Source organism: Amycolatopsis marina, from assembly GCF_900111885.1.
Taxonomy (GTDB): domain Bacteria; phylum Actinomycetota; class Actinomycetes; order Mycobacteriales; family Pseudonocardiaceae; genus Amycolatopsis; species Amycolatopsis marina.
This window is the reverse complement of sequence record NZ_FOKG01000001.1, coordinates 461,869-485,611: the sequence shown is the minus strand read 5'-3', so window position 1 is coordinate 485,611 and position 23,743 is coordinate 461,869. Positions and strand designations below refer to the sequence as shown.

Genomic DNA, 23,743 nt, shown 5'->3' with positions numbered 1-23,743 from the left:
TCGCGACGACAACATCCTCTCGGACGATCGGGCCCGGCCGCGTCATCCTGTGGGCCGAACTTCCTCCCCGCCTTCAGACGTAGCTTGGCGGATCCCGGCGCGCAGCGCGATCAGTGATGACCCTGACTCCACCCTGAACCCCACCCTCACTTCTCCAGGGGCCAGGGCCAGTTCGGGGCCGGCTTCGCCCGCGCCGTGTGGTGAGGTGGCGGAGCGAGCCGCGGTCGTCAGACCCGCAGTGCCTTCAGGGCCGCACGTGCGGCGTGATGACCATTCATACCGTGCACTCCCGCTCCTGGCGGCGTCGCTGCTGAGCACAGGTAGAACCCCGGGACTCCGGTGAAGTAGGGGTTGAACGACAAGCGGGGGCGAGCGACGAGTTGCCATGGCGAACCGGCGCCACCGATGATGTCGCCGTCCACGTAGTTCGCGTTGTCTGACTCCAGGTCGGCGCACGACCTGCCCGCGTGCGCGAGAATCCGGTCTCGGAACCCGGGAGCGAACCGTTCGATCTGTCGCACGACCAGGTCGGTGGCATCACCGTGGAATCCGTTCGGCACATGTGCGTAGGCCCACACTGGGTGGATGTTGTTCACCGAGCGGGTCGGGTCCGCCAGGTACTGTTGTCCGACCAGGACGAACGGTTGGTCGGGCAGAACCCCGTTTCGTACGGCGCGCAGGGTGCGGCCGACCTCCCGCGCCGTTCCGCCGGCGTGAACCGTCCCGGCGGCCCGGCACTCGGCGGATGACCACGGCACGCCGCCCTCGACGGCGAAGTCCACTTTGAAGGCTCCCGAACCGTGTGCCCATCGACGGTAGCTCCGCGACACGCGAGCCGGTAGCCGATCGCCCATCAGGTCCGCCACGGCGCCGGGCATCAGGTCGAACACCACGACATCGGCGACAGGCAGATCGCGGAGTCGGCTTACCCGCACCCCTGTCTCGACAATCCCGCCGTACTCGGCGAGCTCGCGCGCGAGGGCATCGGTGATCGACCGCGAACCGCCTTGTGCCACCGGCCAGCCGAATCGATGCCCGGCCGCGATGAGCAGGGCCGCGACCGACGAACTGAGCGGAGCGCTGAGTGGGTACATCAAGTGCGCTGCCACTCCGGCGAACAGCGCCTTCGCCTGGGCGCCCTTCCACATACGACTCATCAGTGCCGCGGGCATGGCCGCACGCAGACCGAAACGCGCGAACCGGATCGGGTGGTCGGGAACCGTGAGCACCGGTCCCAGTACATCCGTGGCCGAATTCTCCAGATCCGTGGCGAGCGCTCCGAAGAGCGCTCGCCACCTCGCGCCGTCGGGACGTCCCAGGGCCTGAACCGTCCTGGACATCGATCTGTGCAGTGCTCCGGAGGAGCCGTCGTCGAGCGGATGCGCCAGCATGATCTCCGGATGGCACCACCGCAGGCCGTGCCGCTCGAGATCGAGTGATCGGAAGAATGGCGAGGCCATCGCGGTGGGGTGCACCGCGGAGCAGTCGTCGTGCAACAGGCCGGGAAAGAACCTCTCCGTGGTTTTCGTGCCTCCGCCGATTCTGGTCGCCGCTTCCAGAACGGTGACCTCGAGCCCGCTGCGCGCCAACGTGATGGCCGCGGCCAGGCCGTTGGGGCCGGCACCGACGACGACTGCCTTGGCCACTAGTTGCTGACCTGGCCTTCTCGTTCGCGGGGAGCACCGGCGAACAGTGCCGTCAGCTTGTCCTTCTCGTGCAGGATCAGCACCGTACACGCCACGGTGCATCCCAGTATGAAGTACTTGACCGACGGGAAGCCGAACGCGAAGTCCATCAAAGTGATGTTCAGGCTGACGGCGAACAACGCCGCCGCTCCGACGAGTGATGTCCTGCGGAAGAGCAGCATGATGGCGGGAATGAATTCGAAGAGGCCGGTGATTCGGCCGTAAATGGGCGAATATCCGTAGAACGCCCACACCAGCGAGGGGCCGTTCGCCGTTTCCTTGTCCATTGTCCAATCGCCGTAGTAGTACTGGCCTCCCGAGAGCTTCACGGAGCCGTAGGCAAGGAAAATCGCAGAAACAACGATCCTGAGCAAAAGGATTGCTTTAGGTTGATTCTTGAACCATGTCACGAACCCGAGATTATAAGGTAGGAGAATTTCACACATCACTCGAGAGGACGGTGTTGTGGTCCTTTAGGATGAACCGCCCTCGTACTTTCGTAGGAGGTAGGAGTGATGAGGGCGCGCCGGGGCTCAGGCCAGGCCGGGGCGGGTCAGACCGGTCTCGTAGGCCAGGACGACCGCCTGCACCCGGTCCCGCAGGTCCAGTTTGGACAGTATCCGGCCCACGTGCGTCTTCACCGTCGCCTCGGAAAGGAAGAGCGTCGCCGCGATCTCGGTGTTCGACAGTCCCTTCGCGATCAACAACAGCACCTCTCGTTCCCGTTCGGTGAGCACGTCCAGCGTCGTGCTGTCCCGGATCGGCGAGCCGCCCTTGCCGATGAAGCGGTCCAGCAACCTGCGCGTGACACTCGGCGAGACCACCGCGTCCCCGCTCGCCACCGCTCGCAGCGCCGACACCAGGTGATCGGGCGGTGTGTCCTTGAGCAGGAACCCGCTCGCCCCACCCTGCAATGCCGAGTACACGTACTCGTCGAGATCGAACGTCGTCATCACCAGTACCCGGGACGTGCCTGCGTCGACAATGCGCTTCGTGGCCTCGACTCCGTCCAGCACCGGCATCCGGACATCCATCAGCACCACGTCCGGCCGCAGTCGTTCGGCCAGCTCCACGGCCTGTGCGCCGTCACCGGCCTCCCCCACGATCTCCACGTCGGGATGCGCGCCGAGGACCATCCGGAAGCCCGCCCGCATCAGTTCCTGGTCGTCGACCACAACTACCGAGATCATTGCCGCCTCCGCGGTGAAAAGTACGTCGGCGGAGATCATTGCCGCCTCCGCGGTGAAAATTACGTCGGTGGACATCACGGTGTCGGCAGTGTGGCCCGCACCCGCCACCCCCCGCCGGGGTTCGGTCCGACCTCGAGAGTGCCACCGAACACGTTCGCCCGCTCTCGCATGCCGATCAGGCCGTTGCCTCCCGCGACCGCGGACGTGTCGTCGTCGGATACCAGCGCTCGTGCCTTGCCTGCGCCGTCGTCGGTCACCTCGACCCGCACCGCGTCACCGCTGCGCCACACCCGCACCTCGGCGGTCGCCCCTTGCCCCGCGTGCTTCAGCGTGTTCGTCAGCGACTCCTGCACGATCCGGTACACCCCCAGTGCGACACCGGTCGGCAGCTCGGCGAGTTCTTCGCCCAGGTCCAGCCGTACCGGAACACCGGCCGTCCGGATGCGCTCAGCCAGCTCGCCGAGGGCCTCCGTACCCGGCTGCGGCACCCTCGGTTCACCGTTCGCGTCCTCGTTGCGGAGTACGTCGAGCAGCCTGCGCAGTTCCGCGAGGGCCCCGCGCCCGGTCCCGGAGATCGTGCGGACCGCCCGTTCCGCCAGCGCGGGATCGGATCTGATCGCGTACGAGGCCCCGTCGGCCTGCACCACCATCACACTCACCGCGTGTGCCACCACGTCGTGCAGCTCACGAGCGATACGGCTGCGTTCCTCGGCGACCGCGATCCGGCTCGCCTGGTCGCGTTCGGTCTCCAGCAGGTGCAACCGCGCCTCGAGCTCCGCCTGGTACGCCCGGCGGGCCCCGGCGAACTCGCCGAGTGTCCAGCAGAACGCGAGGATCAGCACGAGGATGATCGAGTTGATCAGCCACTGTTCGGGGTACTGGATGAACGTCTGCACCTCGGACACCGCGAGCGTGGCGACCAGGTAGATCGCGCCCTGCTTGCGTCCGCTGTAGACCACCACGCTGTAGACGCTGACCGCTCCTGCCGTCAGCGGGGCGAGACCGAGTTCGAATGCCGCGTGCGGGATGCTGATCACCAGCACCAGGTACGCGACGAGCAGCGGGTGTTTGCGGCGGAAGACCAGCGGAAGCACCATCAGCAGGTCCAGCGGCAGTGCCAGCTGCCAGGGGCCGAACTGGTCTTCCGGAGGACCGAGCCGCGACAGCAGCAGAATCGCCAGATCGATGAGCAGGAGCAGCCCCGCGATCAGGCTGTCGCCGACCATGGGGTGCGCCCGCATCCACATACTCAGCCGCCGCATCCAGTCACACTAGGTTGTCCACCGGTGCCCGCGCGTCAGACGGCGGTAGCACGGTCGATGCGACCGGAGGATGAGCTCGTGGCACGATTCTGCTCGCGGACGACGTGACGGGGAGGACGGCGTGACGGCAGCGAGAACGGAGCAGGGTCGCGTCGCCGGCCCGCTCTCGACCTCGGTGGCCAACCTGTGTCAACGGTTGCAGCCGCAGGTGTCGGCGCGCACGGCTGCCGGATTCGCCGAGGTGCTGCGCCGACTCGGTGGGCCACTGCAGGTCGCCGTCGCTGGACGCATCAAGTCAGGTAAGTCCACGCTGGTCAACGCGTTGATCGGACGCAGGGTCGCGCCCACGGACGTGGGTGAGTGCACGCGTCTCGTCACCCGCTTCCAGTACGGCACGGTGGACCGGATCGAGGTGGTCTTCACCGACGGCCGCAAGCAGGTGCTGCCGTTCGCGGCGGACGGCGTGATCCCCGCGGAACTGGGTGTCGACATAAGCACCGTCTCGCACATCGAGGCCTACCTGACCAACGCGGTGCTGCAGAACATGACCGTGATCGACACTCCCGGCCTCGGATCCCTCGATGCCGCTTCCGTGTCCAGGACCGAACAACTGCTCGGCGCCCGCGACAACAGCGACGACAGCGACGAGGACGGATCCGACGAACTCGACGACACCTCCCGTAATGCCGTCGCCGGTGCCGAGGCCGTGCTCTACGTGGTGACCCAGGGCATCCGCGCCGACGACGAGCAGGCGCTCGCGGCCTTCACCGCCGCAACGGCCAGCCGGGAGGCGGGGCCGGTGAACGCCATCGCCGTGCTGAACAAGGCCGACACGATCGCGCCCGAGTCGGTGGCCGGGGCCGACAAGGCGGCGGATCCGGTCTGGGCCGCGGCGACCATGCTCGCGGAGAAGCAGGCCGCGATGCTCAAGCCGAGGGTCGCCGACGTGCTGCCGGTGATCGGGCTGCTCGCCGAGTCGGCGGAGTCGGGCGCGTTCACCTCGGCCGACGCCGAAGCCCTGCGCCAGGTTGCGACCCTCGAGGACGACGTGCTGGAGACCATGCTGATCTCCGCGGACATCTTCACGACCTGGGAGTGCGATGTGCCCTCCGGCACCCGCCTGCGCCTGCTGGAGAAGCTCGACCTCTACGGCATCCGGCGAGCGGTCGAGGCGATCCGCACCGACTCGGAGATCACGGCGGGCGCCCTGCGTCGCACACTGCTCGACGCCTCCGGCCTTGCCGAGGTCCGCGCGCGGCTCGGCGTCGTGTTCGCCGCCCGTGCGGACGGCATCAAGGCCGCAGCGGCGCTGGCCTCGGTGACCGCGCTCGCGCAGGCGTCCGGCGACCCGGCTGAGCGTCAGCGGGTGCATGACGCGATCGAGGTTCTGCTGGCCAAACCCGAGGCCCACCAGCTCCGGCTGCTGGAGGCGTTGACACTGGTCGCCGCCGGTGCGGTCGACATGCCCGAGGACCTGGCCGAGGAGGTGCTGCGGGTGGGCAGCAACGCCGACATCGGTGCCCAGCTCGGGATGCCGGGAGCAGGCAGGCCCGAGCTGGCCGCGCACGCACTGGAACGGGCGGGCTGGTGGCGCTCGTTCGCGTCGTTCGGCGCCACCCCCGCCCAGAGCCGCGTGGCGCACGTGGTGCACAGGGCGTACTTCCTCATCTGGCAGCAGCTTCGCGATCCGGCAGGAGGCCGATGATGGCCGCGTGGTTCCGCAAGACCGGCGCCGATTCCGACGGTTCGGGTGACGCACCAGAACCCGAGGGCGAGGAGGCACTCGACGCCCCGACCGGCCAGATCCCCGGGGCCCGCCTGTCCAAGATCATCGAGGAGGCGGACGGAACCGGGTCGCAGGCCGAAGCGTCGGAACCGGATGTGCAGCCTGTAGGACTCGCCGTCCCCGACACCGCCGTTGACCTGGACCAGGCGCTTGCCGATCGCAAGGCGCTGATCCAGCTCTGTCTGTATGCGATGGACCGGGCGCGTAGCGGCGGGGTCGCGGAACGGCTGGAACAGGGGCTCGCCGCGATCGGGGTGACCGCCATGCGCCCCGACGGCCAGCGGTTCGACCCGGCGCTGCACGAAGCGGGCGGTGCGGTGCCGACCGGGGACGTCGCCCTGGAGGGGACCGTCGCGGAGACCGAGGTCGTCGGGTTCGCCGACCGTGGCAGGCTGCTGCGGGCTCCCGTCGTCACCGTCTACACCAGGCGGTGAGCGGTGACGGCGCCTTCGCCCGGTAAACCCACGCTGCCCGCTCAGGTGAAGCAGGCGCGCGAAGCCCTGCTGGCGCTGCTTCGGGATCTCGACCCGCAGGCCGCGAAGTGGGTCGACGACCTGCGCCGCGCCCGGCCGAGGAAGCCGTCCGTCGTGGTCGTCGGCGAGACGAACAGAGGGAAGAGCTCGCTGGTCAACGCCTTGTTGGCGCAACCGGGACTGTCGCCGGTTGACGCCGAGGTGGCCACATCCACATACCTGGTCTTCGACCACGACGACCAGTGGACGGCGCAGGCCTGCTATCCCGGCCAACTGGCCCCGGTGGCGATCGAACCCGTCGACCTGGTCCGCTGGGTCTCGGTGAACCACGACCTGCCCGAGGGGCAGCTCCCGCCGCGCTATGTCGAGGTGGCCGGGCCGGTTCCGCTGCTGGAACGGGTGACCGTGGTCGACACGCCCGGTGTCGGTGGCCTCGATGCCGCGCACGCAGAGCTCGCCATGGAAGCCGCGGCCAACGCCACGGCGCTGCTGTTCGTGGTGGACGCTTCCTCTCCGTTCACCTCCAGTGAGCTGCGGTTTCTGCGCGACATGGGCGACCGGGTCGAGACGGTGGTCTTCGCGCTGTCGAAGACCGATCAGTTCCGGGGCTGGCGGCAGGTACTCGACGCCGATCGCGAACTGCTCGCCGAACACGCACCGAGATTCGCGAACGCGCCTATCCACGCGGTGTCGGCGCGGATGTTCGAGATGGCGGGCAAAGCGCCGAACGAGCAGGCCGCGGCCATGCTGCGGGAGAAGTCCGGGGTGGCCGAGCTGCAGACAGCGGTGCAGGAGCTGCTGGTCGGGCGCTCGGCGATGCTCGGGGAGGCGAACACACTGCGGGCGTTGTCCAGCGCGCTCGGCGAGCAGCATTCCCGGCTGCAGGCCGAGCGCAGGGCGTTGTCCGCCGGTGAGTCGGAGGCCGAGGCGCTGCGCGAGCGGAGGGACCAGCTCGCCGCCGAACGGCGTTCCTCGACCCGGGGCTGGCAGCTGCGGCTACGCGGCGAGGTGCAGCGGACCCGCGTGGAGATCGGGCACGAGGGCAGCAGGCAGATGCGGGACGCCCAGTCGTGGTTCCGGCAGCGGATCGACGCGGCGAAGCGGGAGCAACTGGCCGCCATGCCGCAGCAGGTGGACGCGGCGTTGCAGTCCATCTCGCAGCGGGTGTCCACCATGCTCGCCTACCGGCTCAACCGCGTGACCGACATCGCGCTGGCCGAACTGTTCTCCCCGGAGGAGCTCGACGTGATCCGGGCCCAGTTCGCCAGGGCGGGCGGGCCGCCGGTCGTGCTGCGGCCACCGGACCGGCGGCCGCCGAGCGCCGAGGACAAACTGCTGGTCTTCATGGGCGTGTCCGGTGGTGTCGGTGCGGGCAAGCTGGCCGCCGCGCCGCTGGCCGGGGTGGCATTGCTGAATCCGGTGATCCTGCCCGCGACGATCGTCATCGGGCTCGGGGCGGGCTGGTGGATGGCGCGGACGCGCAGGCACGCCGCGGACAAGCAGCACATGAAGCAGTGGCTGGTGGAGTCCATCGCCGATGCCCGCTCCACACTGGACCAACTGGTTGCCGAGCAGCTGATCGAGGCCGAGCAGCAGCTGTCGCTCGCCCTGGACGAGGCACTGGGCAGGCGGATCGAGGGCATCGAGGCCGAGTTGAAGGATGTCGACAAAACGATCAAGATGGACGCCCAGGAGCGCTCGAAGAACCTGTCGGCCGTGACCAGGCGGATCAAGGACGTCAGCGAGGCCCGAGATCGGGCGGAGAGCTTCCTGACCAGGATCCGCAGCCTGCGCGACGGCTGACAGGGCGTCTCTGTCGAGCAGTTGTGTGGTGGAACCGAAGCGGCATACGGTGAGTCATATCAGCTGACAACCGAACGACGCAGGCCCGAATACTCCGGCGGTAGCCGGTAACCCGAGGGGGAGTTCCCAGTGTGGGTCGACGAGAGTGGCGCTACGGACACCACCGGCACCACCGGTAGCTCGGACGAGATCACCGTCACCGTCGAGGGCGAGGAGTACGTCGCAGAGATCAACTTCGACATCGACGAGGACGGCGTCGACGACACGGCGATCATCGAGCACGCCGACGGTACCGGGCAGGCGTTCGTCGACGTCGACGGCGACGGCCAGGCCGACGAGTACATCCAGCTCGACGCACAGGGCGACGTCCTCACGCACGCGGAGTACGACGAGGCCAGTGGCGACTGGGTCTCGGTCGAGCCCGGCTCCGGCGACTCGGGTGACACCCAGACCGGGTCCTCGGGTCCGATGACCGCGGATCTGCCCGACGGGCAGGTCGAGGTCGGTCCGGCCACCGTGGACACCAACGACGACGGGATCAACGACACCGCGGTCGTGCAGGACGAGACCGGTACCACCACCGCCTTCACCGATGTGGACTCCGACGGCGAGGCCGATGTCGCGGTGATCATCGACCAGAACGGCGGTTCGACCAGCTACGAGCACACCGGCGACGGCGAGTGGACCGAACTGGACACGACGAGCAACGCCGTCGGGGTCACCGGCGTCGCCGCGGGGGCGAGCGACGCGGCCTGGGGCGCGGAGCAGTCGGGCACCGAACAGGTCGAAGGCGTGGCGCGAATCGACTCGGCGACCGGCCAGTGGATCAGCCAGAACTGAGCAGCGCTCACTGCGGCTCCTGAGCAGAAAGCTGCACGTGACAACCAGAAGGTCAGCAAGCCCGGTGCGAGTTGCGCGCGCCGGGCTTTTCCTGTTCGGGTGAAAAGTCCTCCTCGGCCGCCGGAAGATCTGAGGCGTTGCACCGATCCAGCGACAACTGAATCGATTCCCTGATCGTTCTTGTGAGAGAACCGACAGGCTAGGTCTCGGTTACCTGCCGGTCACCCGGCTACTCTCGGGAAATCCCCAAAAATCCAGCACACCGGCCGGCCCGGTGTGCGATAGCCATTCGGTCGCCGGCAAGGGAGCCCGCCCCGGACTCGTCGTTCGGTGTGGGCTTCTGTCGTCGGAGTCAGGAGAAGAGATGACTGCAGTTGCCATCCCCGGGCTGGACAGCGCGCCGACCTCGCACAGTCGAGTGCTGTCCTGGGTGCGGGAGGTCGCTGAGCTGACCAACCCGGACCGAGTGGTGTGGGTGGACGGCTCCGACGAAGAAGCCGCTCGGATCAACGCCGAACTCGTCGAAGCCGGCACGTTCGTGCCGCTGAAGTCGAAGCCCAACTCGTACTGGGCAGCCTCCGATCCCGATGACGTCGCGCGTGTGGAGGAGCGCACCTACATCTGCTCGCAGAACGAGTCCGACGCGGGTCCGACGAACAACTGGATGCACCCGGACGAGATGAAGGCCACCATGCAGGAGCTCTACCGGGGCTGCATGCGAGGCCGGACGATGTACGTCATCCCGTTCTGCATGGGGCCGCTCGGGGACGACAACCCGAAGCTCGGTATCGAGATCACCGACTTCGCCTACGTCGTCGCCTCGATGCGCGTGATGACCCGGATGGGGAGCAAGGCACTCGAGAAGTTCGTCACCGCCGACGGCACCGAGCGCGAGTTCGTGCCCGCCCTGCACTCGGTCGGCGCGCCGCTCGAGCCGGGCCAGGCCGACGTCCCATGGCCCTGCAACGAAACCAAGTACATCACCCACTTCCCCGAGGAGCGGATGATCTGGAGCTACGGCTCTGGCTACGGCGGCAACTCGCTGCTCGGCAAGAAGTGCTACTCGCTGCGAATCGCCTCGGTGATGGCAAGGGACGAGGGCTGGCTCGCCGAGCACATGCTGATCCTCAAGCTCATCTCGCCCGAGGACAAGGTCTACTACATGGCCGCCGCGTTCCCCAGTGCGTGCGGCAAGACCAACCTCGCGATGCTGCAGCCGACGATCCCCGGCTGGCGGGTGGAGACCCTCGGCGACGACATCGCGTGGATGCGGTTCGGCAAGGACGGCAGGCTCTACGCGGTCAACCCCGAGTACGGCTTCTTCGGCGTCGCGCCGGGAACCAACTGGCACACCAACCCGAACGCGATGCGGACCATCGATCAGGGCAACTCGGTCTTCACCAACGTCGCGCTCACCGATGACGGCGACGTGTGGTGGGAAGGCATGGAGGGCAAGCCGGAGCACGCCACGTCCTGGAAGAAGCAGGACTGGACGCCGGACTCCGACGAGCCCGCCGCGCACCCGAACTCGCGGTACTGCACGCCGATGTCGCAGTGCCCGATTCTGGCGCCGGAGTGGGACGACCCGCAGGGTGTGCCGATCTCGGCGATCCTGTTCGGCGGCCGCCGTGCCACCACCGTTCCGCTGGTCAACGAGGCGCGCGACTGGCAGCACGGTGTCTTCATGGGCGCCACGATGTCCTCGGAGAAGACCGCAGCCGCGGCCGGCAAGGTCGGCGAGGTGCGGCGCGACCCGATGGCGATGCTGCCGTTCATGGGCTACCACGTCGGCGACTACCTGAACCACTGGGTCGAGGTCGGCAAGAACGCCGCGGACAACAAGCTGCCGAAGATCTTCTATGTCAACTGGTTCCGCAGGGGCGACGACAAGCGCTTCCTGTGGCCCGGGTTCGGCGAGAACTCGCGGGTGCTGAAGTGGGTCGTCGAGCGGATCGAGGGCAAGGCGAACGCCACCGAGACCCCGGTCGGGCTCGTGCCCACCGCCGATGACCTCGACATCGACGGCATCAAGGAGCCGCGCGAGGACGTTGACGCCGCACTCGAGGTGAACGTCGACGAGTGGCGCCAGGAGATCCCGCTGATCGAGGAGTGGTTCGCCAAGATCGGCGACAAGGTTCCGTCGACCATGCGTGACGAGCTGGAGTCACTCAAGCAGCGACTGGGCTGATCAGACTAGTTGCGGGGCCGTCCCGATCGCGTTTTCGACGTTGGTCGGGACGGCCTTGTCACGCTGTGCGGAAATCACGTGCGGGCGCCATGTCCTCGGGTGTAGGTGTGGACCATGACTTCCCCGCATCCCTTTCGTTTCGGCGTCAACATGCTCGTCCCCACCGACCGGTCGGGTTGGGTGGAGAAGTGCCGGAAGGCCGAGGAATTCGGATACGACGTCGTCGGTGTGGCCGATCACCTGGGCATGCCCGCGCCCTTCCCCGCGCTGGTGCTGGCCGCCGAGGCCACCGAGCGCGTGCGGCTGAACACCTTCGTGCTCAACGCCGCGTTCTACAACCCCGCGTTGCTGGCGCGTGAGGTCGCGGGCACCGACCAGTTCACCGAGGGCAGGCTCGAACTCGGGCTCGGCGCGGGATACGTGCAGCAGGAGTTCGAGACCGCGGGCATCCCGTTCGAGCGGCCGGGCCGCCGGATCGACCATCTCGCGCGCACGGTCACCGAACTCGAGCGGCTCTTCGCCGACCCGGAGTATCAGCCCCGGCCCGCGCAACCGTCCGGGCCGCCCCTGCTCCTCGCCGGGCGCGGGGACCGCCTGCTCACCCTGGCCGCGCGGCACGCCAAGATCATCGGCTTCACCGGCGCCGCGGCGGGCGACGGCCGGTTTCCCCGGCTGGACACCGCCGAGGGCGTGGACGAACGGGTCGCCTTCGCCAGGAAGCAACTCGGCGACCGAGCCGACGACGTCGAGCTGAACATCCTTGTCCAGCGGGTAGCCGTGACCACCGACCGGCGCAGGACACTGGAAAAGCTGGCCGAGGAGGCTCCGGATCTGACCGCCGAACAGCTGGGCGAGGTACCGACCATCCTGGCCGGTACCCCTGCCCAGCTGGCCGAGCAGCTCCGCGAACGCCGTGAGCGGTTCGGCTTCAGCTACGTCACCGTGCTGGAGGACAACCTGGAGAAGTTCGCCCCGGTGATCGAACTGCTGCGCTGAGGTCGCCGAGGCCGGGTCGTCAGTCGAACAACCCGACGAACTCGTTCACCGCGAGGTAGGCGAACAGCGCGAGACACAGCCCGAGCAGGAAGTTCGACACCCAGTGCGACCGTCCTTCGGCGGGCATCCGCCGTGAGTTCAGCAGGTACAACAGGGTCCCTGCCAGGAACGGCATGAACATCGCGCCCAGCGCGCCGTAGATCACGGTGAGCTGGAACGGTTTGTCCAGGAACAGCAGGGCCATCGGCGGGAACGTCAGCCACAGCAGGTAGCCACGGAAGGCCGGACTGCGCTGGCCCGCGGTCCGCTCGTAGTCCTCTGTGGTCTGCTCTGGCGCGGAGGACGGCAGCTGCCACGTGCGCCACCAGTCGCCGAACAACAGGCTGACACCGTTCCAGACACCGATCAGTGAGGTGAAGGAGACCGCGAAGAACCCGATCAGGAACGGGATCCTCGCCCACTGGCCGTAGTCCGCGGCGAGCTTGTCGCCGAGGAAGAGCAGACCGGTGTCGCCCGCGACGACCTGCTGGCCCGCCAGGAGCTCCGCGCCGACGACCAGCATCGCGATGACGAAGATGCCGGTGGTGATGTAGCCGACGGCGTTGTCCATCCGCATCATCGACAGCCACCCGGAGGACCGCCAGCCCTTCGCCAGCGTCCAGTAGCCGTAGGCGGCCATCGTGATCGTTCCCCCGACGCCGCCGACGAGTCCGAGCACGTAGACCAGCGACCCGTCGGGCAGCCGGGGCACGAGCCCAGAGCCCATGTCGGCCAGGTTCGGCGCCACCATGATCGCGGTGCCGACCACCGTCACGAACATGACGCCGACCAGCACGGTCATGATCTTCTCGATCACGGAGTAGCGGCCGAACCAGACCAGTGCCAGCCCGATCAGGCCACACAGGATCGCCCAGTAGCGCACCGATACGGCGGGGAACAGCGCGTTCAGCGGCAGTCCGGAACTCGACATCGCGGTGGCTCCGTAGACGAAGCCCCAGACGAGTGCGTAGGCGCCGAAGTACACCAGCGCCCAGCGGCCCAGCGTGCGCCAGCCGGACAGGATGGTGCGACCGGACGTCAGGTGGAATCTGCCCACCGCCTCGGCCAGCGCCAGTTTGAAGACGGTGCCGACCAGCACCGCCCAGAGCAGGGTGTAGCCGTACTTGGATCCGGCGACCATCGTGGCCACCAGGTCGCCCGCTCCGACACCGGTGGCCGCGGCCATGATTCCGGGACCGACCTGGCGCAAGCGGGCACGCCATCCGACAGGGGGTGTGGCCACCGCGTCGTGGCCAACTTCGTTCGACATGGCACGCAAAGTAACGCCGCTCACAACGGAAGCGGAAGCGGTCGCGCGGGTTCTTTACCGTCCCTTAGGAAACGGCTCGGACACGGTCGGCCCGCGGCTTGCCCACAGCGCTGTCCACAGCCGTCTGCAAGTTGTCCAGAGGCAGATCCACAGCCTCGGCCACCGCGGCCACCGTGAAGAAGGCCGGGGTGGGGATGCGCCCGGTCTCGATCTTGCGCAGGGTTTCCACCGAGATTCCCGCTTCGGTGGCAACCTCGGCCATGCTGCGCGCACCACGGGCCGCACGCAGGACGGCGCCCAGCCGCTCACCGCGGGCGCGCTCGGCATCTGTCAGGGGGACTCGGACCACGGAACCGATCCTACTGCCTCGGGTGCCCGGTCCCGCCACAAACTCTCCCCAGCGTCCACAGCCTGTGGATAACTCTGTGCACAGGCTGTGGACGAGACACGCATACCCAGGACAGCGACTGGGACCTGGCCCTGCACTACCGCGGCGACTTCCAACCGGCCGACCTCCGTGCGGTGGGCTGGGATGGCGAGGACGCCGAGATCGGCGGCTGGGACGGCGGCGTCTTCAACGGTGGAGCCTCGGTGTGGCGTGATCGCGCGGCGTCAACCCGCCGGTACGCAAAGGGCGCGTACGTCGGGCGCGGTCAGTCCACAGAGGTCGCCGGAGCGGTGGCCACCGCGGCGACGCAGACCGCGCATGCGGTACTGGCGGCGCGCGGCGTCGACGAGATCATCGCCGGAATGCGGTCGGAACCCGAAGTCCTGACGCAGGCGGTGACTGCCGCGGAACGGCTGTTCGAAGCCGCCCGGAGCTGAAAACCACAATGGCCCCTTCGGGAAAGTGCGGTTCCCGAAGGGGCCATGGTGGCAACTCGAATCAGTCGCCGGAGGGGACCGGCAGCGGCATGCCCGGGCAGCTGGAGTCGTTGGGCACGATCCCGTCCACCAGGTACTTCTCCACCACGTCGTCGGCGCAGGCGTTACCACCCGCGTAGATGCCGTGGTCGCCCTCGTCGGTGATGGTCAGCATCCGCGAGTTCTCGAACGCCCGGTGCGCGCGCTGCGCACCTTCCAGCGGCGTCGCCGGATCGTGCACCGACTGCACGATGAGCACCGGCGGCACACCTTCACCGTCGACGTCGGGCAGGGCGATCGGCTTGTTCTTCCAGAAGATGCACGGCTGGATCAGCCAGCCCGCACCGAGCAGCGGCAGGTCCTGGTCGATGAGGTGCTGCGACTGCCTGATCACGCTCGCGCGGTTGCCACGCCAGTGGCCCTCGTTGCACGGGATGGTCCAGAAGCTCGCGTCGTAGGCGTCGGAGTAGTCGACGGGCACCATCAGCGGCTGGGGGCCGAACACGTCCGGCTCGGCGGCCACCTTCACGCGGACCTCCTCGGCGGCCTCGGCCTTCTGCGCGGTCGAGGCGTCCCCGGTGAGGGTGCGCAGGTTCACCATGTGCTCGGCCAGTCCGATGAAGGCCCGCTTGTTGTAGAGCGAGCCCGCGATCGTCGAGTCGAGTTCGTTCGGGCCGACGGTCTCGCCGTCGAGCTCGATCGGTTCGTTGGCCAGCGCCGCTCGCAGGTCCTCATAGGTCTGCCGTGCGGCCTCGCCGGTGGTGCCGAAGTGATAGATCGAGTCGTACTTCGCCATCCACGGCAGGAAGTCCTGGCGCCACCTGCGTTCGAAGCCCAGCGGCTGCCAGTCGAACGACTTCTGCCAGTTGGTGGTGAACTCGGTGGCCGAGTCCAGCACGAACCGGCCGGTCCGCTCGGGGAAGGCGGTGGCGTAGTGGGCGCCCATCCAGGTGCCCGCGGAGTAGCCGACCCAGTTGATCTTGTCGCGGCCGAGCAGCACCCGCAGCAGGTCGATGTCGCGGACGGTCTGCCGGGTGTTGATCAGCGGGCCGAGCTCACCGGACTTCACCTGGCAGGAGCGGGCCGCATACCGGGTCGCGTCCAGGATCAGATTGAGATTGCGCCGGTCGCGGTCCCGCGGGTCGAGGGAGCTTCCGGTGCCGATCGCGCCGCCGCAGGTGATGTTCGTGCTCTTGCCGGTTCCGCGCGGATCGAACCCGACGATCTCCTGCTGCGCACGCAGCTTGTCCTGGTTACGCAGGCGGGCGGGGAAGCTGCGGCCGGGGGCGCCGGGGCCGCCGGGATTGGTGACGACGCTGGCCTTCGCCTCGCCGTCGGTCGCCTTGAGCCGGCTGACCGCGATCGAAAGGTCGACGTTCTCGCCGATCCGGTCCCAGTTGCGTGGTGTCGTGAAGGTCGCGCATTCGATGTCTTCTGCGCCAGGCGGAGGTGCGCTCGGCAGTTCGTCGGCCGTGCAACCGTGCCAGTCCAGCACCTGGTTCGCGTAACGGGCGGGAATGTCGGTGGAGTTCAGCGGCAGTGCCGCGGCGTCCTCCGCATCCGGGGTGACCGCCATGGCCGGAGTGACTCCGGCCAGGAGGCTGCCCGCCATCGCCGGGATGACCACGGCGAGGCGCAGTTTCTTCATGTAGATGCCCCTTGTTCTATTCGTCCTCGGTGTCGCGTAAGTCCTTTTCAGCCCCGACCGGCGACGGTTATTGATATCCGGCGGACCCGCCGCGGGCAACCGTCCATTGGTCGGGACGTGACGGAAGCGGGCGGAACATTTAAGGTCAACGCGCTCTGACTCTGCCCACACGAGCGTCCAGAGAGGCCACATGTCACCCCAGCGAAACGGCACAAGGCCGAGCGGGCTGCAGTTCAGTCCGTGGAACCTCCTGCTGGTCGTCCCGTTCGTCATCCTGCTCACCCCGCTCTACAACAGGGAGGGGCCGGTCCTGTTCGGTATGCCGTTCTTCTACTGGTCGCAGTTCCTCGGCATCGCGGTCGGTGTGGTCTGCACGGTGACGGTCTATCGGATGACCCGGAAGAAGCCGGCCGTGCCCGCGCGTACCGAGCCCAAGGACGTGGACGACCTGGATGAGGGGAGCGCCCCCTGATGCAGTGGGTGGAAATGATCGTCTTCGGCGCACTGTTCCTGCTGGTCACGGTGCTTGGGTTCGTCGCATCGCGCTGGCGGGCGGCAGCGACGCTCGACCATCTCGACGAGTGGGGCCTCGGTGGCCGCAAGTTCGGCTCGTGGATCACCTGGTTCCTGATCGGCGGTGACCTCTACACGGCCTACACGTTCGTCGCGGTGCCCGCGCTGCTCTTCGGTGCGGGCGCGATGGGCTTCTTCGCGATGCCCTACACAATCATCGCCTACCCGCTGGTGTTCCTGCCGCTGCTGCGGCTCTGGTCGGTTTCCAGGGCCCGCGGTTACGTCACTCCCGCAGACTTCGTCCGCGGCCGCTACGGGTCCCCGGTCCTGGCGCTGCTGGTGGCGATCACCGGCATCGTCGCGACGATGCCCTACATCGCGCTGCAGTTGGTCGGCCTCGAGGCCGTGCTGCGCTCGATGGGCTTCAACGGTGCGGGCTTCCTCGGCCATCTGCCGCTGCTGATCGCGTTCGTCGTGCTGGCGCTCTACACCTACCAGTCCGGCCTGCGCGCGCCTGCGCTGATCGCGTTCGTCAAGGACATCCTCATCTACGTCGTCATCGTGGTCGCGGTGATCTACCTGCCCGCGAAGCTCGGTGGCTGGAGCGAGATCTTCGGGGCGGCCGAGGCGAAGTTCGAAGCCACACCGTCGCCGAACGACGGCGTGTTGCTCGGCGGGCACAACCAGCTGCAGTACGCGACGCTGGCGTTCGGGTCCGCGCTCGCGCTGTTCCTCTACCCGCATGCCGCGACCGGGGTGCTCGCGTCCCGGGGCCGCGACGTGCTCAAGCGGAACATGTCGGCGCTGCCCGCCTACTCGGTGGTGCTCGGACTGCTCGCGCTGCTCGGTTTCGCCGCGATCGCGGCAGGCACGAAACCGATCACCAACAACGCCACGGGCCGCCCGGACGGAAACACGATCGTGCCGCAGCTGTTCAGCGACATGTTCCCCTCATGGTTCACCGGTGTCGCGTATGCCGCGATCGGAATCGGGGCGCTGGTCCCGGCCGCGATAATGTCGATCGCGGCGGCGAACCTCTGGACGCGCAACGTCTACAAGGAGTTCCTCCGGCGGGGCGCGACGCCGAAGCAGGAGGCCAAGCAGGCGAAGCTCGCCTCGCTGGTGGTCAAGTTCGGTGCCGTGCTGTTCATCGTCGGCATCGACCCGCAGTACGCGATCGACCTCCAGCTGATCGGCGGGGTGATCATCCTGCAGACGCTGCCCGCGGTGGCGATCGCGCTCTACACCAGATGGTTGCACCGGTGGGGCCTGGTCGCGGGCTGGATCGTCGGCCTCGGCTGGGGGCTGATCCTGCTCTACGGCATCCCGAACCCGGCCGCAGGCAAGGAACACTTCGGCGGTTCCGCGCTGGCACTGGACAAGCTGAACCTGTTCGGCTGGCAGCCGTTCGCGGGGTCGCAGGTGCAGATCTACGTCGGGATCGTGGCGCTGGTGGCGAACCTGCTGGTGGCCGTCCTGGTCACGGTGGTCGCCCGGCGGCTGAAGATCTTCAACGGAACGGACTCGACGAACGGACCGGATTATCACGTGGACGAGCACGACGAGAACCTGCGGCCGATCGGCGCGCAGTGAGGTGGTGCTCGTTCACGGGATGCCCGCCGAGCGAGGAACGAGGGAGGCGCGTTGGCAGGGTGGACGAGCACGACGAGAACCTGCGGCCGATCGGCGCGCAGTGAGGTGGTGCCTATTCACTGCGTGCTGCGCACTCGGCGAGGCGTTTGCGCAGGAACCGGCGCTGGGGCTCCGAGCCCGGCAGCCCCAGCGCCCGGTCGTAGTACCTCGCGGCCTCGTCCGGTCTGCCCGCACGCAGTGACAATGCGCCAAGAGCGGCGGGCAGTGGCGGGTAGTCGCGCAACCGGACGTCACCCTCCAGCAGCCGCAACTCGGCGATCCCCGCATCCGGGCCGTGCACCATCGCCACCGCGATGGCCCGGTTCAGTCGGATGACCGGCGACGGCCGTAACCGCAGCAGCTGCTCGTAGAGCTCGAGCACCCGCTGCCAGTCGGTCTGCCCGGGTTCGCCGGCAGCCGCATGACAGAGGGCGATCGCCGCCTCCACGTGATAGGCCGACAATTCCGGCCCGGTGCACGCCACCGCGAACATGGCGGTGCCCTCGGCGATGAGGGTGTGGTCCCAGCGGTCCCGGTCCTGTTCGTCGAGCAGCAGCAGGTCTCCGGACTCGTCCACTCTGGCGGGAAGCCTGCTGGCCTGCAGCTGCATCAGCGCGAGCAGGGCACGCGCCTTCGGCAGGTCCGTGCTCGGGTCCGAGAGCAGCAGCCGTGCCAGCCGTATCGCCTCCGCACACAGTTCGCCGCGCACCGCGGCGTCGCCGGAGCTCGCGCCGTACCCCTCGTTGAAGAGCAGGTACAGCACCGCCAGCACGCTGTCCACCCTGTCGGGCACGGCCTCGGGCGACGGCAGCTCGACGGCGTCGGCAGCGGTCCGCAGGCTGCTCTTGGCCCTGGTGATCCGCTTCGCGACGGTTGCGGGCGAGGTCAGCAGCGCGGAGGCGATCTCCGGAACCCCGAGCCCGCCCACCGTCTTCAGGGTCAACGCCACCTGTGAGGTCATCGGCAGGTCCGGGTGGCAGCACAGCAGCATGAGTGCGAGCTCGGCGTCCTGGGCACCGGACTCCGGACAGGCTTCGAGTTCGACGAGCGCGGGGAGCTTGGCCTGGAGCACGGCCTCCCTGCGCAGCAGGTCCACGGCGCGGTTCCGAGCCGCGCGGAACAGCCAGCCGCGAGCGTTGTCCGGCACCCCGGTGTGCGGCCAGGTGCGCAGGGCCTGTTCCAGCGCGTCGGACACCGCTTCTTCCGCGAGGTCGAGTCCTGCGGTGCCGAGGGTGCGCGCCAGCGTGGCGGTGATCTGCCCCGCGCTGTGTCGGAACAGATGCTCCACCACGCCGGCGTGGGTGTTCATCTTTACGGTTCGCAACCGTTCTCGCCGATCTTGCGCACCTCGATCGGGCCGAACTCCAGGTGTGGGTGGGTGCCGAACAGCTTCTCCGCCTCGTCGAGGTCGGCGGCCTCGATCACCAGGAATCCACCGACCACCTCGGTGGCCTCGGTGTGCGGACCGTCGGTTGCGACGAGTTCCTCGCCGCTGCCCCGCAGCACCCGCCCACCGCGGGAGAGGCCGCCGCCGCCGACCGGGTTACCGGCCGCCGTGAGCTCGGCGTTCCAGGCCAGGTAGCGCTCGAGCAGGCGTTGCGCCTCGTCCGGGCTCAGGTTGCGGTCGTCCTGTTCGGTGCCGCGAAGAAATCCTACGTAGCTGGGCATGTCTCCTCCTCGTTTCGGACATGACCTAGACGAACGAGCACGGACGGAATGGACACGAACTAGCGTGACACCCATGGCTGACAAAGTGAGCAGATTCGCCACGGTCGAACTTGAGGAACTGCCCGAGGACCTGCGTGAGCGGGTCGGCGCGATCGCGGAGAAGTCCGGCTTCGTGCCGAACATCTTTCGTGCACTGGGCCATCGGCCCGCCGAACTCCGGGCGTTCCTTGACTACCACGACGCGCTGATGGACAGCTCCGAAGGACTGAGCAAGGCCGAGCGCGAACTCGTCGGCGTCGCCACATCGGGCGCCAACCACTGCACGTATTGCGTGGTCGCCCATGGCGCCATCCTGCGGATCAGGGCCAAGGACCCCGAACTGGCCGATCGGGTGTCCAGCAATCCGTGGCAGGTGGAGCTGGACGAGCGTGGTCGCGCGATCGTCGATTTGGCACTCGCCCTCGCGCACGACTCCGCGGGGTTCGGCGAGGACAACCTGGCCGCCGCCCGCGAAGCCGGGCTGAGCGAGGACGAGATCTGGGACGTCGGGGCCATCACCGCACTGTTCGCGATGTCGAACCGGCTGGCTCACTTGACGGCGCTGGCACCGAACCCGGAGTTCTACGGCATGGGTCGGGATCTTCGGGGATCTGTGTCCTGTTGAGGTCTCAGCAGCAGTAGTCGAGACTCGCAGCATGGTCGCGATGGGTCGTGTAGAACGATACCCAGAGGTTGCAGTACTTCGAATAGAAGTTCGGATGAGTGCATTTGTACCGCTTCCCGTTCTTCGAGAAACGCAGATCGGCGTGCCCGACTCCCCCACTGAATCCGACGGACCATCCCGACATGGAAAACGTCTCGTCGGGGTTGATAACACCTGACAGGATCGCTCCCGTGGTGCCGTCAGGATAGTTCGTCAGGTAGATCCGAAGGTCGCCGTCATCGCGAACCTCGATTTTGTCGATCCCAGCCGTGATATGGGAGGAATTGTGGTGGATCCGCGGAACGGGGTTTTTGGGATCCTCGAAGCGCAGGCAAGTCGCATGCAGCCGGTACTGTCCGTTGTCGAGCGGTGGCACCATCATCTGCTGGCATCTCCCAATCCATCGATGGACGAATTGCCAGGATCGTTCCATATTGCCGGGAAAGGGAGTAGTAGCGTCAGTAATTTTCCTACATCGGCCGCAAGGTGAGTCGGTCGAACGACCCTGGGTCGTCGTCCCGCCCGCGCCGGGTGCCCTGATCCGGGCCGTGGACATATGGAAACCCCGTGATGCTGCCAGGTCGGGGGTCCGCCAGCATCACGGGGTCATAGGGGGTATCGACGCCACCTGCTGTGGCGTTACACCCTGACTCAATTGTGTCCTACGTCACTCTTTTGGGTGAGCGTGGACGGTTTATTCGTACGTTCCGTTGCAGCTCAGCGCATGTGGGTGTGGCGAGCCTGGGCGATGGCGAGCAGCTCCTGACGCACGGTGGCGGAGGAGGCGGTGTCGATCGCGCGGCTGAGGGCCCTGCGGGTGCGGGCCTCGGCGCGGCGGGCACGGAGTTTGGCGGCGATGTTGCTCATAGTGTCTGCATCCCCTTGGCAGTCTTGACGGTCTTCGTGGGCTGTCGACCGGATAACCCAAGTATGCACCTTTTTTCACAAACTCTCCACCGAATATCCGGTGATATGGCACACGGGCCGACGAATCATCGGCCAGAGGCGCAAGATTCCGGGTAAAGTCCGTGACGTCGGTCACGAAGAGGTAACGCCGAACGTTGTTCGGTCGATTCTTCGGCAACAGCCAGATGGCGTTAGAGAGCGGTAGGTCAGTCCAGGCCGCGGGTCAGCAGGTAGTTGCCGAAGTGCGGCACGGTGAAGGCGATGTGCCCTCGTTCCGCGGAGTAGACGAGGCCCTTCTTCATCAGACTGTCCCTGGCGGGCGACAGCGACGACGGCTTGCGGCCCAGGTAGACCGCGACGTCTGAGGTGCCCGCGCTCTCGTCCTTCCCCTGGGTGAGCTCCGCCATCGCCAGCAGGTACTCGCGTTCGGCTGGTGTCGCCCGCTCGTACCGTGAGCCGAAGAAGCCGACGGCCAGCTCGGCCTCGGCTTCGGGCGCGGCGACGCGCACGTCCTCCACGGTGATCGGATCCGCGGGCGCGGCATCCCAGGCCGCCTTGCCGTAGGCCTGGATGAAGTACGGATAGCCGCCGGAGGACTCGAACAGGGCATCCATGGCGTCCGGGGTGATGCCGGCTTCCTCCCGTTCGATCGGGGCGAGCACCGCGTGGTCCGCGTCGTCACGGTCGAGCCGATCGATCCGGGTGTAGCGGAAAAGGCGTTCGGAGTAGGACTTCGACGCGGACAGCACCGCGGGCACATGCGGCAGACCCGCGCCGACCACGACGAGTGGCGAGCCGGACTGGGACAGCTCGTGGCACGCCGCGCACAGTGCGGAGACGTCGTCCGGGCCGAGGTCCTGGATCTCGTCGATCAGCAGCGCCACCCCCGTGCCGACGTCGGCGGCAAGTTCGGCGACGTCGGTGAACAGTTCCACCAGGTCAATCTCGATGTCCCCCGAGTCGGCCCTTCCGGTGGCGGCAGGCACGTCGATGCCCGGTTGCCAGCGGTCTCGCAGCTTGGCGTCGGCCTTGTTGGCCCTGAGTGCGAATGCCTTCAGCACGGCGAGCACGTCGTCAACGCGGTCCGGGGCGCGATGGCGCACCGCGAGATCGCGAATGGCCCGGTGCAGTGCCGCCGAGAGGGGCCTGCGGAGCTCGGCGTCCGGCCGCGCCTCGATCTTGCCCGCTCCCCAGCCCCTGCGGCCCGCCATCGAGCGCAGTTCGCCGAGAAGCACCGTCTTGCCGACTCCGCGCAGCCCGGTCAGGACCAGGCTGCGTTCCGGTCGTCCGCGGGCCACCCGTTCCAGGACGACCTCGAACGCCTTGAGTTCACGTTCGCGACCTGCGAGTTCGGGCGGGCGCTGCCCGGCGCCAGGGGCGAACGGGTTACGGACCGGATCCATCATGTCAATGTATTGGGTTTTCTAGTGTGCACGCGATACGTCCAGAGAAATTCCTAGCGGGACATGACCTCGGACATCAAGAGCAGGTGCGCCCGTCTCGGTTTCCGTAGCGAATCCTTACCTTCCAGCCCGGCCAGTGGCGAACCGCGCTTGACCTGCGCACCTGAAGCCGAACGGCCGGCACGAAGCGCACGGACGCTGCAAACGGTACCGCCGAGGCTGTCGACAGACTGTCGGTCTGAAGCCAGTGAGGAAGCCGTCAACACAGAGAATGGGATGTCGATGAGTATCAGTTCGGAGATGGACAAGGGCACGCCGATCCACCGGTCGCGAGTCCACACGTCCTACATCAGCAAAGTCGTGATGTCGTTGCTCGCGGTTGCCTTCGGCGTCTTCGGGATCATCGTCGCGATCGTCGACGAAAACGCACCCTGGTGGGTGGCCATCGTCGGCGTGATCATTGCAGCGGTGTTGTTCGGCGTCGGCATGGTCCTCACCCAGGTTACCGTCGTGGTACAGCCGGGCGCCCTCTACGTCTCCGCCGGTTATAGGACGGTGAAACTCCCGATCTCATCGATCGGATACTTCGGGCAGGTCCGTCTCACCAGGCGCAACGCACTGCGGTTCAGCAAGTTCGGCAACTTGACGAACGGTAAGCCCGGGCCCGCCGTCGAGGTCGTGACTCGGGATGGAAAGTACTACGCGATTCTGACCAACAGCGGTACCGAGCTCGCCGATGTGCTGCTTCGCGAGGGTCTGGACCCGTCCGCGCTCCGTGTCGCCTTTCCCGTCGATGTCGTAGGGAGTCGGGCCGATTACGACCGCGAACAGCGTCCCGCCTCCATGCCGGGAAACCAGCAACGGCGCTGACAGA

The 23,743-nt window shown here is 67.5% G+C and carries 23 protein-coding genes; 11 read left to right on the top strand and 12 right to left on the bottom strand.

The genetic code is table 11. From position 1 onward, the window contains the following. Nucleotides 1-227 precede the first annotated feature (227 nt). The 4 genes from BM199_RS02435 to BM199_RS02420 form a co-directional block, all read right to left on the bottom strand. Nucleotides 228-1,646: a phytoene desaturase family protein gene (locus tag BM199_RS02435; protein WP_091668721.1), complete on the bottom strand. Its 1,419-nt coding sequence runs from the start codon at nucleotides 1,644-1,646 to the stop codon at nucleotides 228-230. Further along, nucleotides 1,646-2,095 carry a hypothetical protein gene (locus BM199_RS02430; RefSeq protein WP_143101748.1) on the bottom strand — a complete coding sequence of 150 codons (450 nt, stop codon included), beginning with the start codon at nucleotides 2,093-2,095 and terminating at the stop codon, nucleotides 1,646-1,648. The genes BM199_RS02435 and BM199_RS02430 overlap by 1 nt, the downstream gene beginning before the upstream one ends. Before the next feature lie 123 nt (nucleotides 2,096-2,218). Next, the gene (locus tag BM199_RS02425) at nucleotides 2,219-2,875 is read right to left on the bottom strand and encodes a response regulator (RefSeq protein ID WP_091669685.1); all 657 of its coding nucleotides are present in this window, start codon (nucleotides 2,873-2,875) and stop codon (nucleotides 2,219-2,221) included. A gap of 74 nt (nucleotides 2,876-2,949) precedes the next feature. Continuing rightward, nucleotides 2,950-4,137 (bottom strand): sensor histidine kinase, encoded by a 1,188-nt coding sequence (locus tag BM199_RS02420; RefSeq protein WP_425425483.1) that lies wholly within the window; start codon nucleotides 4,135-4,137, stop codon nucleotides 2,950-2,952. A 70-nt stretch (nucleotides 4,138-4,207) separates the two neighbouring features. On the opposite strand from BM199_RS02420, the gene BM199_RS02415 reads away from it, so the two are divergent. The 6 genes from BM199_RS02415 to BM199_RS02390 all read left to right on the top strand — a co-directional run bounded on the left by BM199_RS02415 (nucleotide 4,208) and on the right by BM199_RS02390 (nucleotide 12,223). Then, complete coding sequence (locus BM199_RS02415) at nucleotides 4,208-5,842, top strand: dynamin family protein (RefSeq protein ID WP_091668713.1); 1,635 nt, start codon at nucleotides 4,208-4,210, stop codon at nucleotides 5,840-5,842. After that, entirely contained in the window at nucleotides 5,842-6,357 is a 516-nt protein-coding gene (gene grpE / locus BM199_RS02410; protein WP_091668711.1) for a nucleotide exchange factor GrpE, read from the top strand. Before BM199_RS02415 ends, grpE begins: the two co-directional genes overlap by 1 nt. Before the next feature lie 3 nt (nucleotides 6,358-6,360). Further along, on the top strand, nucleotides 6,361-8,199 hold the full coding sequence (locus BM199_RS02405; RefSeq protein WP_091668709.1) for a dynamin family protein: 1,839 nt from the start codon (nucleotides 6,361-6,363) through the stop codon (nucleotides 8,197-8,199). A gap of 129 nt (nucleotides 8,200-8,328) precedes the next feature. After that, nucleotides 8,329-9,039: a DUF6802 family protein gene (locus BM199_RS02400; RefSeq protein WP_091668707.1), complete on the top strand. Its 711-nt coding sequence runs from the start codon at nucleotides 8,329-8,331 to the stop codon at nucleotides 9,037-9,039. Nucleotides 9,040-9,403: 364 nt separating this feature from the next. Next, nucleotides 9,404-11,227, top strand: coding sequence for a phosphoenolpyruvate carboxykinase (GTP) (locus tag BM199_RS02395; RefSeq protein WP_091668704.1), 1,824 nt, complete (start codon nucleotides 9,404-9,406; stop codon nucleotides 11,225-11,227). Between the two features lie 114 nt (nucleotides 11,228-11,341). Beyond that, the gene (locus tag BM199_RS02390; RefSeq protein ID WP_091668701.1) at nucleotides 11,342-12,223 is read left to right on the top strand and encodes an LLM class F420-dependent oxidoreductase; all 882 of its coding nucleotides are present in this window, start codon (nucleotides 11,342-11,344) and stop codon (nucleotides 12,221-12,223) included. A 19-nt stretch (nucleotides 12,224-12,242) separates the two neighbouring features. On the opposite strand, the gene BM199_RS02385 is transcribed toward BM199_RS02390, so the two are convergent. Together BM199_RS02385 and BM199_RS02380 are read right to left on the bottom strand one after the other, a co-directional pair. Continuing rightward, a complete protein-coding gene (locus BM199_RS02385; protein WP_091668699.1) occupies nucleotides 12,243-13,532 on the bottom strand; it encodes an Nramp family divalent metal transporter in 1,290 nt (429 codons plus the stop codon). 64 nt (nucleotides 13,533-13,596) lie between these two features. Continuing rightward, a complete protein-coding gene (locus tag BM199_RS02380) occupies nucleotides 13,597-13,881 on the bottom strand; it encodes a helix-turn-helix domain-containing protein (RefSeq protein ID WP_091669682.1) in 285 nt (94 codons plus the stop codon). Nucleotides 13,882-14,054: 173 nt separating this feature from the next. On the opposite strand from BM199_RS02380, the gene BM199_RS02375 reads away from it, so the two are divergent. Continuing rightward, a complete protein-coding gene (locus BM199_RS02375) occupies nucleotides 14,055-14,357 on the top strand; it encodes a hypothetical protein (protein WP_218160276.1) in 303 nt (100 codons plus the stop codon). A gap of 61 nt (nucleotides 14,358-14,418) precedes the next feature. Here BM199_RS02375 and BM199_RS02370 read toward each other — a convergent pair whose 3' ends face one another. Next, the gene (locus tag BM199_RS02370) at nucleotides 14,419-16,044 is read right to left on the bottom strand and encodes an alpha/beta hydrolase (RefSeq protein WP_091668696.1); all 1,626 of its coding nucleotides are present in this window, start codon (nucleotides 16,042-16,044) and stop codon (nucleotides 14,419-14,421) included. Nucleotides 16,045-16,234: 190 nt separating this feature from the next. Between BM199_RS02370 and BM199_RS02365 the strand changes: the two genes are divergently transcribed. Both BM199_RS02365 and mctP read left to right on the top strand, forming a co-directional pair. Then, nucleotides 16,235-16,516: a DUF3311 domain-containing protein gene (locus tag BM199_RS02365; protein ID WP_091668693.1), complete on the top strand. Its 282-nt coding sequence runs from the start codon at nucleotides 16,235-16,237 to the stop codon at nucleotides 16,514-16,516. Beyond that, nucleotides 16,516-18,150, top strand: coding sequence for a monocarboxylate uptake permease MctP (mctP, locus tag BM199_RS02360; protein ID WP_091668689.1), 1,635 nt, complete (start codon nucleotides 16,516-16,518; stop codon nucleotides 18,148-18,150). Before BM199_RS02365 ends, mctP begins: the two co-directional genes overlap by 1 nt. 112 nt (nucleotides 18,151-18,262) lie before the next feature. On the opposite strand, the gene BM199_RS02355 is transcribed toward mctP, so the two are convergent. Both BM199_RS02355 and BM199_RS02350 read right to left on the bottom strand, forming a co-directional pair. Further along, on the bottom strand, nucleotides 18,263-19,498 hold the full coding sequence (locus BM199_RS02355; RefSeq protein ID WP_091668684.1) for an RNA polymerase sigma factor: 1,236 nt from the start codon (nucleotides 19,496-19,498) through the stop codon (nucleotides 18,263-18,265). Between the two features lie 2 nt (nucleotides 19,499-19,500). Continuing rightward, nucleotides 19,501-19,857, bottom strand: coding sequence for a YciI family protein (locus BM199_RS02350; protein ID WP_091668679.1), 357 nt, complete (start codon nucleotides 19,855-19,857; stop codon nucleotides 19,501-19,503). A 73-nt stretch (nucleotides 19,858-19,930) separates the two neighbouring features. On the opposite strand from BM199_RS02350, the gene BM199_RS02345 reads away from it, so the two are divergent. After that, a complete protein-coding gene (locus tag BM199_RS02345; protein ID WP_091668674.1) occupies nucleotides 19,931-20,521 on the top strand; it encodes a peroxidase-related enzyme in 591 nt (196 codons plus the stop codon). A gap of 4 nt (nucleotides 20,522-20,525) precedes the next feature. Here BM199_RS02345 and BM199_RS02340 read toward each other — a convergent pair whose 3' ends face one another. The 3 genes from BM199_RS02340 to BM199_RS02335 form a co-directional block, all read right to left on the bottom strand. Beyond that, nucleotides 20,526-20,942 carry a hypothetical protein gene (locus BM199_RS02340; RefSeq protein WP_091668669.1) on the bottom strand — a complete coding sequence of 139 codons (417 nt, stop codon included), beginning with the start codon at nucleotides 20,940-20,942 and terminating at the stop codon, nucleotides 20,526-20,528. A 335-nt stretch (nucleotides 20,943-21,277) separates the two neighbouring features. Then, nucleotides 21,278-21,427, bottom strand: a complete 150-nt coding sequence (locus tag BM199_RS33695; RefSeq protein ID WP_177242438.1) for a hypothetical protein — start codon at nucleotides 21,425-21,427, stop codon at nucleotides 21,278-21,280. Between the two features lie 245 nt (nucleotides 21,428-21,672). After that, nucleotides 21,673-22,869 (bottom strand): ATP-binding protein, encoded by a 1,197-nt coding sequence (locus BM199_RS02335; RefSeq protein ID WP_091669679.1) that lies wholly within the window; start codon nucleotides 22,867-22,869, stop codon nucleotides 21,673-21,675. Nucleotides 22,870-23,151: 282 nt separating this feature from the next. Between BM199_RS02335 and BM199_RS02330 the strand changes: the two genes are divergently transcribed. Then, on the top strand, nucleotides 23,152-23,739 hold the full coding sequence (locus BM199_RS02330) for a hypothetical protein (RefSeq protein WP_143101747.1): 588 nt from the start codon (nucleotides 23,152-23,154) through the stop codon (nucleotides 23,737-23,739). Nucleotides 23,740-23,743: the final 4 nt, after the last annotated feature.